A 12,165-nucleotide genomic window follows, 5' to 3' on the forward strand; every position below is an offset into this window, starting at 1 on the left:
AAATGGTGTCGGTTCACCCCCGCGCGGGCGGGGATCTGCCCTTCGGGTCCCGTCAGAGGACCTTCGCCTCGTTCTTGAGGCGGGTGACGAGCTCACCGACGTCCTTCACCTTGATGCCCGCCTTGCGCGCCGGGGGCGGCTGGAACGCGTGGTACTGGACCTTGAGCGCCTGGTCGGCGGCGAGGTCGGCGAGCTTCACCTCGGCGAGGGGCTTCTTCTTGGCGGCCATGATGGCGGGGAGCGCCGCGAAGCGCACGCCGTCGTTGTACTTGAAGGCGGGCGCGGTCTTCATCGAGTAGACGCTGGTCGGCGCGACGATGCGGAGGTCGACCGTGACGACGGCCGGCAGGCGCACGCGGAGGGTGGCGACGCCGCCGTCGACCTCGCGGCCGACGAGCAGGGCGCCCTTCTCTTCCTTGAGGGTCGCGGCGAAGGTGGCGAGCGGCCAGTCGAGCAGCTCGGCGAGGATCTGGCCGACCTGGTTCGAGTCGCCGTCGACGGCCTGCTTGCCCATGACCACGGCGTCGGGCTTCTCGCGCTCGACGAGCGTCTTGAGGGCGCGGGCGACGAGGTCGCCGTCGAGCTTGTCGTCGGTGACGTCGACGCGGATGGCGCGGTCGGCGCCGGTGGCGAGGGCGGCGCGGAGGGTCTGCTCGGTCTCCTTGGGCCCGAAGGTGACGACGATGACCTCGCCCGCCCGCGTCTTCGGCGCCTTGCCGTCCTCGGTCAGGCGCAGCGCTGCTTCGAGCGCGTATTCGTCGAACGGGTTCGGTTTCCACTCGAGCCCGGTCGTCTCGATTTTGTCCCCTGACGCAGGGATCTTCACCTTGTTCGCGTTATCCGGATCGGCGACGCGCTTGAGCGGAACGAGGATCTTCACGGCTCGGTTGGCTCCTGTGGCTGTGGGGGTAACGCAGAGCGTAGTCCGCCCGGGCAGGGGCGCGCCACACGACAGACGGGCCGGCGGACCCGAGCGTGGATCTGGCGAGCCCGACTGAAATAGCGCGCCCGAGGCGGAGGAAAGCGGTCATGGCAGCGCCGACGTGGTGCGTCAAGCAGACGCGGCGGTTCTTGTGGGATGGAGGCGACTCGTTGTGAGGAATCTCGCGGAGGGGAAGGGCGCCCGGGGTGAGCCGGTGTGAGGGCGTGAGGGAGCTCGCGGCGGGGAGGGGAGGGAGCGGGGGTGTGAGCGGCGGAGAGGGGGCCGGCGGCGGGGGAGCGTGACGGAGGCGATCCGTGGAGAGGGGGGTGGCGGCGGGGGTCGTGGCGGAGGCGATCCGTGGAGAGGGGCTGGCGGCGGGGGGCGATAACGGATCGAGTCCATTGCGAGAGCCTGCCGGCAGGGGTTCTCCTTGGATCGAGTCGGTCAGGAGGGCCTGCGCGCAGGGGGGGTCAACGGATTGAGTCCGTCGGTGGGCCGCGCGTGCAGGAGGGTCTCAACGGATCGAGTTGATCAGGAGGGCCTGCGCGCAGGGGGGCTCGACGGATCGAGTCCGTCAGGAGGCCCTGCGCGCAGGGGGGCTCGACGGATCGAGTCCGTCAGGAGGCCCCGCGCGCAGGGGGCCTTGATGGACGGAGTCTGCCAGGAAGGCCTGCCGTCAGGGCCGGCACGTCAATCCACCCCGGCGGCGGGCGCTTCCCCATCGGTCGCGGGCTCGCCTGTGCCGCCGGCGGCCGGCGGAGCGACGTCCTCCGCGTCGGTCTCCTTGCCGCTCGCGCGCCGGCGCTCGGCCTTGGCCGTCTCGCGCTCGAGCGGCGCGAGCAGCCGGCGCGTCGTCTCCGCGTCGGCCTCTTCGAGCTCCAGCATCTGGAGCACGCTGCGCATCACCTTGATCCAGCGGTTGCGCGCCCGGAGCTGCCCGCCGCGCGGATCCGCCGCGCCCGGCCTGTCCTGCGCCTCCAGGTGGACGCGCCGCGCGTCGAGCTTGCCCAGCTCGTCGCCCGCGGCGAACCACGCTTGCACCGCCTTGAGCAGGTTGCCCCCCGGCGTCGGCAGCGCCTTGAGCGCCGCCTTCGACTCCGGCGTCAGCCGGTCGCGCGCGAGCTTCACCTCGCCCGCCTCATCGCTGTAGCTCGCCGAGATGAACTTCAGCCCATCCGCGAAGAGCTGATCTCGAATCTCGAGATAGATCGCCGCGTCCTCGGGATCGTCGGCGAGATCGGCGAACCCGGTGAGCACCGCGTGCGCACCGCGGGCCTTGCGGTCGTGAACCTGGTCGGTCGCGACCTGCTTTTGCTGGATCGCGGCGAGCTCGTCGTTCGCCTTCTTCGGCGGGCGGTGCGACTTCAAGATACCGTCGTGCGCGGCCTCGACATCGTCGATGAGCGGGGCGCACCGCTTCAGCGACACGATGAGCGGTCTTTCGCGCTCCGGGTCGAGCCATGCGGCCGTGATCTGAACCATCTGACGAGGAGAGAGGTCTTTGAGCGCCATGGTGCCTCCTTGGCTTTCCTCCGGCGGTGATCGCCGGGGAATGCACCGTCGGCCAGGCTCCCAGGTCGAGCGCTGTCCGGGAAGGACGTTCGCGCGACGCGAACGTGCCCTGGCCACCATCACGGCGGCAGTTTTTCCGCCGGCGTGAACCGGGGCCGCGCAGCGCCGGCTTCCAGCCGTCGTCCTGCCTCGCAGCCGCCTGGCGGGCGAGGAGCCGACCACCCGCGCCCTCGCCTGTTGACGCCCTCGTCCAGACCGTGTTCACACGGTGCGGCGATGGCCCGATCGAGCGCGCTGACCCTCTCCACCAAGGCGGCCGACCTGCTGTCCGCGGCGCTGCGGCATGTGCGGGACGCCGAGCACCTGCTGGACCCGGCTGCCGGCTACACGTCGCCCGACCAGGCGTATCACCTCGCGGGCTACGGTCCGGAGTGCGCGCGCAAGGCCACCGTCTCCCTGCGCTGGCTCGACCAGGCCGTCGGCCACGGCGTCGAGACCTCCGCCGCTGACGTGACCGCGTTCATGCTGGACCTCGATCCGCTGGCGCGGCGCTACGATGTGCCCATGGATGCCGCACGGTGCCCTGCGCTGTCCGCCTGGCGGGTCGAGGCGCGCTACCAGCGCACCGGGGCGCGATCCCGGCCGGAAGCACAGGCGCTCTGCCAGGAGGCGCGCGAGGTGGTGGATTCCGTCGCGGTCGCGCTCTGGGCGGACGGTCGTATCGCCGAGGGGCACACTCCATGGTGACGTTCGATGAGGTGCTTCCGACGCTGGTGCGGGTGTGCGAGGAGGCTCCGCACTTCGCCACGGTCCGGCGCTGCTGCGCGGTGCGGGATCTCCACGGCCGGGTGAGGCTCGTCCTCGACCCCGAGCCCGGCGCCGCGGCCGTGGACGTCGATGCGCTCGCGCAGGCGCTTCGGGGGGCGCTCGGCGGGTATTTCGTCGGTCCGATCTGGTCGACCGCGACTCGGCACGCCGATGAGGCCAGGCTCGCGCGCGCCGTGCTGGCTCGCCCGGAGGCGCAACCCCGGTGGGGCGCGACGTACGACGACCCCGCGACGGGCGTTCGCGGTCTCGCTGCTCGCGCCCCATGGCACAAGATGGAAAGGCGCCTGTCGAAGCAGGCGTGGCTGGAAGCGGGCCAGCCCAACCTGCCATGGGAGCTGGGGGACGGGCCGGCGATCGTGACCTTCTACTCCTACAAGGGCGGCGTCGGGAGGACGACCGCGCTGACGGCGTGCGCGTGGCAGCTGGCGCAGGCGGGGCGGCGGGTCGCCGTGGTGGATCTGGATCTGGAGGCGCCGGGCCTCGGCGTGCTGCTGGAGGGAGAATCCGGGCGAGGGGTCGTCGACTTTCTGGCCGATCATATCGCGACGGGCGCGTCTCGGCTCGACGATCTCGTCGCGGGGGCTCGCGCCCTCGGGGACGACGAGGAGCGCGTGCATGTGCTCGCGGCGGGCAGGCTCGGCCCCATGTACCTGGAGAAGCTCGCGCGCCTCGACTTCCTCAGCGCCGACGCCGGCCAGGGCGGTCACGCGTCCACGAGCCCGATGGAGCTGGCGCTTCGCGAGCTGCTCTTCGCCGTGCGGCGGGACATCGCGCCGGACTACATCCTGATCGACTCCCGGGCAGGGCTGCACGATCTCGCGGGGCTGTCGCTGCACCGGTTGGCGCACGTCGACGTCATCGTCAGCCGTGCGAGCGAGCAGGGGTATCGCGGGCTGGACGTGACGCTCGGCGCGCTCGTGGGTCGCAAGGGGACGACAGGGCTCCAGTGCGTCCTCGCGCAGTCGTTCGTGCCATCGGAGGGGCTGCCCGAGGCGGTTTTCGAGGAGCAGGAGTTCCGGCAGCGCAGCTATGCGAGCTTCGCTGCGCACGTGTACCAGAGGGCGGCGCTCACGATCGCCGAGCAGGATCCGGGGCCTCACGTGCCGTTCGTGCTGCGCTACGACGCGGGGCTCGCGCGGTTCGCCTCGCTGCGGGCGATCCGAACGTCGCTGTTTGCCCCGTGGTTCGAGGAACTGCGCAAGCGGGTCGAGATCCTGTGCGTGCCGCCGAGGGAGGACGAGGACGCATGAGCCCGGAAGAGCGCGAGCAGGTGCTCGAGGCGTTCGCGCGGCTCGGCGCGCGCGGCGACGGCGAGGCGCTGGATCCGCTGACCACGTTCGTTCCGCTCGGTCCGCACCGCCGCGCCCTCTGGCCCGAGAACGTCGTCATCCTGGGCAGTCGGGGGACGGGCAAGACGGCGCTCTTCCGGCTCGTCAACGAGCCGCGCACCGCCGCGCGCCTGCGCGCGCTCTTCGAGGACGAGCGGATCCCGGAGGCGACGTGGATTGATGCCTTCTCGGCGGCGGCGCTCCATCCGGAGGTGGGCACCTTGGAGGCCTATGCTGCCGGCGCGAGCGACATCACGCTGCGAGCGTTCTGGATGACGCACCTGCTCCGGCGGCTGCGGGACGAGGTGCCGGAGGTCGTCGAGGTGCCGGAGGCGCTCTCGTCCGTGCTGGCGGCGCCTGTGCCCGATCTCAGGGCATGGTTGCCGGCTGCCGAGGCGAACCTCGGCGCGGTCAACGCGGCGCTGGATGCGGCCGAGCGCGCGCTGTCGTCGGCCGATCGCTCCGTCATGGCGACGTACGACACGCTGGACCGAATCGGCCAGTTCGACCCCGGCGTTCGGCGCCGCTACCTGAGCGCGCTCCTCTCCCTGTGGTTGTCGCTCTCCAGCCGATACCGGCGTCTGCGAGGCAAGCTGTTCCTTCGGGACGATCTGCTCGATGCCGGGGAGCTCGGCTTCGCGGACGCCAGCAAGCTCCGGGCGAGATCCGAGGCGCTCACGTGGGATGCGGGCGCGCTCTTGCAGGTGGCGGCGCGACACCTCGCGGGGGAGTCGGAGGCGGCGCGGGCGTGGCTGCGCGATGTTCCCGGCTTCACGCTCGTGGACCGAGGGGAATTCGGCTGGATGCCTGGAGAGATGAAAGCGCGCGAGGTGCAGAGCGCGTTCGTCGCCAGGTTCGCGGGCAAGGTGATCGGCCAAGGGGTGGTCAAGGCCTCCTCGCTGGACTGGATGATGGGCCGGCTGCGCGACGCGCACGGCGGGGTCACGCCGAGAGTGCTGCTCTGGTTCCTCTCGTTCGCCGCGGAGTCGGCGAGGAAGGGGCCACCTCGGAGCCGGGGAGCTCTGGTGACGCCCAGGGATCTCCTGGCTTCGCTTCAGCAGACGTCGCGACAGCGGGTGCAGGAGCTGGTGGAGGAGTACCCGCTCGTGAGGCGCATGGAGAACCTTCGCGGGCTGACGCTCTGGCTCGGCCGCAGCGAGGTCGAGGCGCGGCTCGCGCAGCGCCGCCCGGACGAGCCGGCGGGGATCCCGGCGCGAGGCGACCTGGTGGTGTCGGAGCTGCTCCGGCTCGGCGTGTTGCGCGAGGTGGACGACGGGAAGCTCGACGTTCCAGATATCTACAGATATGCGTTCGAGATCTCCCCGGACTACTCGGCGTCATGGCGTGATCTGCTCGTGGGGGAGAAGCAGCGGGCGCGATAGCAGCTCATCCAGGAGCCGCCTCGCCTCGCGTTGCCGTTTCTTCGGCTTGCTCGGATACGATGTTGGACTCTGCGGACTCGCGTCGATCGACGCTCAGGCCCCCTCGCTCGGCGGCGGCTCGTCCACCTCGCTGGCCCGCAGATCGCCCCTGAGCCGCCTCCGCAGCTGCTCGTCCATGCGCGTCGCGTACTTCTCGTGCACGCCGAGCGCCGCGGCGACCTTGGCCCACGAGAGGTCCTGCCAGTACCGGAGCTCGATGAGGCGCGCCTCCCGCTCGTCGAGGCCGCGGAGCGCCGTCCGGAGCGCCTCGAGGGCCTGGCTGCGCGCCACCGTGTCCTCGGGGTGCGCCCGGAGCCGCTCGCCGGCGCCGGCGACGAAGCGCGCGAAGACGAGCGCGCGACACTGGTCCTTGAGCTGACTCAAGGCGTCGGCGTCGTCGTCGCCGAACGGATCGCTCGCGTCGCGCATCGACTCGGCCGCGTCGAGCGCGGCGTCGAGGCCGGCGCGGCGGAACGACGCCTCGCGCGTGAGCAGCCGGATGACGGCGCCGGCCACCCGCTTCCAGGCATAAACGCCGAACGGGACGCCGCGCGCCGCGTCGTATCCGGGGCTCGCCTCGACGAGCGCCTGATAGGCTGTCTGCTCGCAGTCCTCCAGGCCCTGTCGCGTCCGCACGCCGTAGACCCGCGCGGTCGTCCGCGCGACGTGGCGCGCCATCGGGAGCGCCTCCAGCACGCGCTCATGATCCGGAGGAGAGGGAGGCGGACGCTGGCTGCCCGTCACCGCCGCCCACCGAAGGTCCCGTCGCCGCGCTCCGGCGCCGCCGGGGTCGCCATCGCCCCTCCCGCGCCCTCGCGGGCCACCTCGCCGCTCTCGGACAGGACAGGAGGCCTCGCCCGCAAGCGATCGTAGAGCGGCATCGACGCCGGGTGCGTCGTGATGAAGACCTCGAGGAGCCTGCGGTAGTCCTCGATCTCCTCGGGCGAGAGCGCCTCGAGGTAGGGGCGCAGCGCGTCGGCGACACAGGCCTCGACGAGGGGATCGACGTCGCCCGTCCTGTCCAGGTCGTCGCGCTCGGGAGCTTCGTGCGTCATGGGGCCTCGCGTGGCGGGACCCCGCGTGCGGCGCGGCGCCCCGTCGTCCTTCCTCTTCTTCTCAAATCACCATCGGCGGACCGGTTCGGACAGGGAAAGCGATGCCCCCGTCGTTTTTCTGCGCCGCCCGGGCGGGCGCGGCGGCGGGCCGGGGGGCGGATGCGCGGGCGTTCGGCGGATGCGCGGGCGTTCGTGGCCAGGCAACTACGTGAATCGACGCTGCTTTTCAACAATCGACCGCGCCGGTGCATTTTCTCTGTCGGAACCTGCCTCGTGCTCGTGATTTCCCCTTCAGGAGACCACGCCGGTGGCACGCCTCACGTCAGGCAGCGCAGAGCCTCCCCGCGGCGGGAGGGACGAGCTGGAAGGAACGCCCTATCGGGCGCTCCGGCGGCTCGGGCGCGGGGGCATGGGGGAGGTGATCGAGGCGGAGCACCGCGCGCTCCGGAAGCGGGTCGTGGTGAAGCTGGTCCGCCGCGCGCTCGCCGGGGATCCGCGGTTCGCCGACCGGCTGCGGGTCGAGGCGCAGGCGCTGGCGGCGGTGTCGTCGCCGCACGTGGTGGCGGTCCTCGACCTGGGACGGACGCCGGCGGGGCGGCCCTACCTCGTGATGGAGCGGCTCGAAGGCAGGACGCTCGGGGAGGAGCTCGCGCAGCGGGGTGCGTTGCCGGTGGCCGAGGCGATCGATCTGGTGCGGCAGGTGCTGGCGGGGCTCGCGGCGGCGCATCGGGTCGGGCTCGTTCACCGCGACGTGAAGCTCGACAACGTGTTCCTGTGCGCGCCGGGGTCGGCGGCGCCGGGCGGCGGCCGCGTCGCAAAGCTGCTCGACTTCGGTGTCGCGAAGGTGCTCGACGGGGGCGTCGAGCCGGGCGCGCCGGGCGCGGAGCGGCCCTTTCCCCTGGAGGGGCCGGCGTATCCGACCGAGGCCGGGTTGCTCGTCGGGACCCTGCGGACGGCGTCGCCGGAGCAGGCGCGATGCAAGCCGGTCGACGCGCGGGCCGACGTGTATGCCGTCGGGCTGCTGATGTATACGCTCCTGGTGGGGCACGGGCCGTTCGCTCACCTGGACGACGCGCTGGAGGTGCTCCGCGCGCACGTGCTGGAAGCGCCGGCGGCTCCGTCGCGGCGCGCCGCGCAGCCCATCCCGCCGGCGCTGGACCGGGCCGTGCTGAAGGCGCTGGCGAAGCGGCCGGAGGAGCGGTTTCAGAGCGCCGAGGCGTTCGCGGGGGAGCTGGGGCGGATCGCGGCGGAGCTGGGGGAGGCGGGAGGGAGCGCGCGGGGGGCGGCTGTGGCGGGGGTGGCGGGGACAGGGGGAGCGGAGCGGGCGGCGCCGCCGGCGGCGGCAGAGCGGGCATCGAAGGGGGCGACGGCTGGCGGAGGGGAGGCGGGAGTAGCGTGGACGCCGGAGATCGGGGCGTGGTTCGAGGCGATGCCGGACGGCACAGGCGGGGCGGGGGCTCGCGCGTGCGTAGCGGCGGACGCGGGGGAGGGGGCGGCGCCGGTGGACGCGCGGCTGTTCGCGGCGCTCACGGCGGGGAGCACGGTGGTGTTCTCGCTGATCGCGGCGCTCCTGCTGCGCGGCCTGGGGGTGTGGTGATGGCGCGTGAAGCGCTGAAGGCCGGGGACGTGTTCCTGGACTACCGGATCACGGAGGTGATCGACGCCGGCGGGATGGGGGAAGTGTACAAGGCGGTGGAGGACTACATCCGAGGATGTCGTGGCGATCAAGTGCATGTCGCCGCGGCACGTGAGGAGAGAGGACTTCGCGAGGCGGTTCCGGCAGGAGTGCAAGTTCTATCCGAAGCTGAAGCACCCGAACATCGTGAGGATGAGGAAGGCCGGGGTGTCGCCGGACGACGTGGCGTACATCGTGATGGACTACCTCGAGGGTCGGACGCTGAGGAAGGTGCTGAACAAGATCTACCGTCTGGATTTTTTGAGCGCGATGCACGTGATGCTGCAGGTGGCCGATGCGATGACGTTCGTGCACTCGAAGGGGATATGGCACCGCGACCTGAAGCCCGAGAACATCATGGTGGGGGCGAAGGGGGACGCGAAGGGTCACGTGTGGCTGCTCGACTTCGGGATAGCGAAGTTCGCGGACGGTGGAATGAACACGGACGACCTGCCGGACGTGGGTACGGTGAGGTACATCTCGCCGGAGCAGGTGAAGATGCTGTACGGGGCGTCGAAGAAGGCGGAGCGCGGGGAGGGGGCGAGGCCGGACGGTCGGACGGATATTTACGCGTTCGGGGCGATCTTTTACGAGGTGCTGACGGGCAAGCACCTGTTCTTGGACGACGGCGAGGCGGCGACGGCGGAGGAGACGCTGACGGGGCACCTCGTGGCGGCGCCCGAGCCTGTGCACGAGCTGGTGCCGGATTGCCCCGAGTTCGTGTGGCCGGTGGTGGCGCGTTGCATCGCGATCGACCGTGAGGAGCGGTATCCGAGGTTCGACGAGGTGGCGCGGGACCTGCGGGGGCTCTTGAGGGACACGGTGCCGGCGGGGCACGTGCTGGCGCAACGGCTGGCGCAGGAGCGGATGAGGGCGGAACGGCAGGCGGCGTTCGCCGGGGTGGAGATGGAGGAGGACAGCGCGCCGGTGGCGGGGGAGGGCGAGGGCGGGAGAGAGGGGGGCGGGATGGTGCGGGGGAGCGAGAGCGAGGAGAAGGCGAGGGGGCGGCGGGTGGTGCACGGGGAGACGGCGCCGCTGGAGCAATTCGTGGCGCCGGCGAGCCCGCTGCCGTTCGCGCCGGCGTCGCGAGAGCCGGCGCGGGTGCCGCGCGGGCGGGGGGGGGTATACGGAGCCGCTGCCGCCGACGCTGGCGCCGCTGCCGGTGCGCGGGGACGCGGGAGTGCGAGGGAGCGCGGCGCCGCGGGAGGCGACGGCGGTGCTGCCGGGGGCGTGGGCGGAGACGGCGGCGGCGCGAGGAGGGGCGCCGGGGGTGCCGGGAGCCGCGGCGCACTATCCGGCGGCGCCGCCGCCCGAGGTGGGAGCGCAGCGGGCGGTGCCGACGCCGGTGCCGGTGATGGAGACGCTGCACGCGGCGCCGCTGCAGTCGCCGTGGAGGGAAGCGCAGCGAGCGGTGCCGCCGCCGGAGATGGCGTCGGCGCAGCTGATGCCGCAGCAGCGGGAGGTCGCGGCGCAGTACGCGACGCCGCAGCAGCGGGAGGTCGCGGCGCAGTACGCGACGCCGCAGCAGCGGGAGGTTGCGGCGCAGTACGCGACGCCGCCGTTGCCGATGACCGAGATGCAGCGGGCGGCATCGGCGCCGCCGCTGTTCGCAGGACCGCCCGCGGCGCCGAGCTCGGTGACGGCGCCGAGCGCGCAAGCGCCTGTGTCATTGCCGAGAGAGGCGCCGAGGACGCCGGCGGCGATGCTCGTGCAGCCACGGCGAGCGACGCGCATGTATGTGCTGGCGCCGCTGTTGGCGCTGGTGATGACGGTGGTGGGCGTCGGGGCGGCGCTGGGGATCCGAGCGATGAGCGCTGCTGCGCCGGAGGGGGCGCAGAGAGAGCCGGCGGCGAGCGCGGCGCCGGCCGGGAGCGCGGCGGCGAGCGCGGCGCCGGCGGCGAGCGCCGCCGAGCCAGCGCCGGTGGCGGTCCCCGCCGCACCGGCGCCGGAGGCGACGGCGAGCGCGGGGGCGGTGAGCACGGCCGAGGCGGCTGCGGAAGCCGGCACCCCCGCGAAGGCGGAGGCGGTTGCGGAAGCGGAGGCACCTCCTTCCAAGGAGCAACCGCCGGCGAGGGAGCCGCCGCCGTCGAAGGCGGCGCCGGTGAGGACGGCGCCGGCGGAGACGGAGGACGAGGAGGACGTCTACCCGATGCCGAAGCGGCAGAAGCCGTCGTTTCTGCGGGTGCTGTCGGAGGAGAAGAAGAAGGCGGCGCCGGGGCAGAAGGCGGCGCCTGCGGATGCAGGGGGCGCAAAGCCAAAAGGCCCGTGCGAGTCGGCGGGGTGCAGGCCGTTCTAGTCGCTGAGGAGAGAGGTCTTCGAGATGAGCAGCAACAAGGACAGCGACGACGTCCGGCAGTACCTGCCGGACCTGGAGAGCATCCGGCGCGAGGCGGATCCGGCGGTGGCGGAGCGGAAGCTGCAGCAGGCGCTGAACAACCCGGAGCTGGACCGGGCGCTGTCCGAGATGCAGCAGCAGCAGCCGACAGGGCAGCCGCTGTTCCAGTTTCCGGTGGTGCCGGCGGTGCCCCACGGGCACGCGGCGCCGCCGGGGGTGGCGGTGCGGCCGGGGCTGCCGCCGCTGCCGGGGGCGCAGCAGGGCGCGGTGGGGCCGCCGCCGCTGCCGGGGATGGCGGCGCAGCAGGGCGCAGCGGTAGCGCATCGAGGAGCGGCGGCAGCGCACCACGCACCAGCGGCGGCGCACCACGCACCAGCGGCGGCGCACCACGCACCAGCGGCGGCGCACCACGCACCAGCGGCGGCGCACCACGCACCAGCGGCGGCGCATCACGCACCAGCGGCGGCGCATCCCAGATCGGCGGTGCCGCTGTACGGTGGCGCGGCAACGCCGCTGGGAGCGGCGATGCCCGGTGCCGTGGGTCCACGGAGCGCGGCGGCGCAGCCGGGAGCGATGGCGCCGAGCCAGTGGGCGGATCGTACGCTGCCGCCGATCGACAAGTCGCTGCTGCCGTCGTCGTTGCTGCCGATCACACCGCCGCCGGTGGCGACGCCGAAGACGCCGGCCAGCGCACCGGCGATCGCGGAGCGCCGGCCGTGGATGCCGAGGTGGCTGATGGTCGTGCTTGCGGTGTTCGCGGTGAGCATGCCGTTCGTGCTGGCGGCGCTGCTGCTGCGAGAGACGCCGCCGAAGGAGCAGGCGCCGGCGCCGCCGTCGAGCGGGGCGCCGGCGCGAAGCGCGCTGCCGCCGCCGGCGGCCTCGGAGCTGCCGCCGCCGGTAGCGCCGGCGCCGCCGGCGGAGGCCGAGCCGAGCCTTGACGATGTCGCGACCGAGGGCGAGCCGCCTGCACCAGCCGCGCCGACGCCCGCGCCGCCGGCGCGCGCTGCGCCGCGCCTCTCGCCGACGCCGGTAGCGCCTGCGCCGACCGAGCGGCCGCTCGACGAAAACTGGATGCAATGAAACCGCGTG

General features: G+C 72.9%; 10 protein-coding genes and 1 pseudogene. 7 read left to right on the forward strand and 4 right to left on the reverse strand.

Going from position 1 to position 12,165, the window contains the following annotated elements:
* Positions 1-52 precede the first annotated feature (52 nt).
* Both WME98_RS28325 and WME98_RS28330 read right to left on the reverse strand, forming a co-directional pair.
* The gene (locus tag WME98_RS28325; RefSeq protein ID WP_061622359.1) at positions 53-880 is read right to left on the reverse strand and encodes an electron transfer flavoprotein subunit beta/FixA family protein; all 828 of its coding nucleotides are present in this window, start codon (positions 878-880) and stop codon (positions 53-55) included.
* Between the two features lie 732 nt (positions 881-1,612).
* Positions 1,613-2,434 (reverse strand): hypothetical protein, encoded by an 822-nt coding sequence (locus WME98_RS28330; RefSeq protein WP_437944871.1) that lies wholly within the window; start codon positions 2,432-2,434, stop codon positions 1,613-1,615.
* Positions 2,435-2,710: 276 nt separating this feature from the next.
* On the opposite strand from WME98_RS28330, the gene WME98_RS28335 reads away from it, so the two are divergent.
* The 3 genes from WME98_RS28335 to WME98_RS28345 are packed head-to-tail and all read left to right on the forward strand — an operon-like array spanning position 2,711 to position 5,972.
* On the forward strand, positions 2,711-3,181 hold the full coding sequence (locus tag WME98_RS28335; protein ID WP_437944872.1) for a hypothetical protein: 471 nt from the start codon (positions 2,711-2,713) through the stop codon (positions 3,179-3,181).
* Positions 3,175-4,512 carry a tyrosine-protein kinase family protein gene (locus tag WME98_RS28340; protein WP_437944873.1) on the forward strand — a complete coding sequence of 446 codons (1,338 nt, stop codon included), beginning with the start codon at positions 3,175-3,177 and terminating at the stop codon, positions 4,510-4,512. Before WME98_RS28335 ends, WME98_RS28340 begins: the two co-directional genes overlap by 7 nt.
* Positions 4,509-5,972, forward strand: coding sequence for a P-loop ATPase, Sll1717 family (locus WME98_RS28345; RefSeq protein WP_437944874.1), 1,464 nt, complete (start codon positions 4,509-4,511; stop codon positions 5,970-5,972). Before WME98_RS28340 ends, WME98_RS28345 begins: the two co-directional genes overlap by 4 nt.
* Before the next feature lie 93 nt (positions 5,973-6,065).
* Here the strand turns inward: WME98_RS28345 and WME98_RS28350 are convergent, their stop codons facing one another.
* Complete coding sequence (locus WME98_RS28350; protein ID WP_437944875.1) at positions 6,066-6,707, reverse strand: sigma-70 family RNA polymerase sigma factor; 642 nt, start codon at positions 6,705-6,707, stop codon at positions 6,066-6,068.
* 44 nt (positions 6,708-6,751) lie between these two features.
* Positions 6,752-7,066, reverse strand: a complete 315-nt coding sequence (locus WME98_RS28355; RefSeq protein WP_437944876.1) for a hypothetical protein — start codon at positions 7,064-7,066, stop codon at positions 6,752-6,754.
* A 307-nt stretch (positions 7,067-7,373) separates the two neighbouring features.
* Between WME98_RS28355 and WME98_RS28360 the strand changes: the two genes are divergently transcribed.
* The 4 genes and pseudogenes from WME98_RS28360 to WME98_RS28375 all read left to right on the forward strand — a co-directional run bounded on the left by WME98_RS28360 (position 7,374) and on the right by WME98_RS28375 (position 12,156).
* Positions 7,374-8,663 (forward strand): serine/threonine-protein kinase, encoded by a 1,290-nt coding sequence (locus WME98_RS28360; protein ID WP_437944877.1) that lies wholly within the window; start codon positions 7,374-7,376, stop codon positions 8,661-8,663.
* Positions 8,664-8,798: 135 nt separating this feature from the next.
* Positions 8,799-9,482, forward strand: a pseudogene (locus tag WME98_RS28365) (serine/threonine-protein kinase); the annotation flags it as partial.
* 439 nt (positions 9,483-9,921) lie between these two features.
* Positions 9,922-11,037: a hypothetical protein gene (locus tag WME98_RS28370; RefSeq protein ID WP_437954159.1), complete on the forward strand. Its 1,116-nt coding sequence runs from the start codon at positions 9,922-9,924 to the stop codon at positions 11,035-11,037.
* Positions 11,038-11,061: 24 nt separating this feature from the next.
* Complete coding sequence (locus WME98_RS28375; RefSeq protein WP_437954160.1) at positions 11,062-12,156, forward strand: hypothetical protein; 1,095 nt, start codon at positions 11,062-11,064, stop codon at positions 12,154-12,156.
* Positions 12,157-12,165 lie beyond the last annotated feature (9 nt).

The sequence above is a fragment of the Sorangium sp. So ce296 genome, from assembly GCF_051529605.1.
Lineage (GTDB): Bacteria > Myxococcota_A > Polyangia > Polyangiales > Polyangiaceae > Sorangium > Sorangium cellulosum_D.

What these genes read in the sequence shown, in the direction of transcription:
- WME98_RS28355 (WP_437944876.1), bottom strand. Translation starts at nt 7,066, where the DNA reads ATGACGCACGAAGCTCCCGAGCGCGACGACCTGGACAGGACGGGCGAC.
- WME98_RS28340 (WP_437944873.1), top strand. Translation starts at nt 3,175, where the DNA reads ATGGTGACGTTCGATGAGGTGCTTCCGACGCTGGTGCGGGTGTGCGAG.
- WME98_RS28345 (WP_437944874.1), top strand. Translation starts at nt 4,509, where the DNA reads ATGAGCCCGGAAGAGCGCGAGCAGGTGCTCGAGGCGTTCGCGCGGCTC.
- WME98_RS28335 (WP_437944872.1), top strand. Translation starts at nt 2,711, where the DNA reads ATGGCCCGATCGAGCGCGCTGACCCTCTCCACCAAGGCGGCCGACCTG.
- WME98_RS28375 (WP_437954160.1), top strand. Translation starts at nt 11,062, where the DNA reads ATGAGCAGCAACAAGGACAGCGACGACGTCCGGCAGTACCTGCCGGAC.
- WME98_RS28330 (WP_437944871.1), bottom strand. Translation starts at nt 2,434, where the DNA reads ATGGCGCTCAAAGACCTCTCTCCTCGTCAGATGGTTCAGATCACGGCC.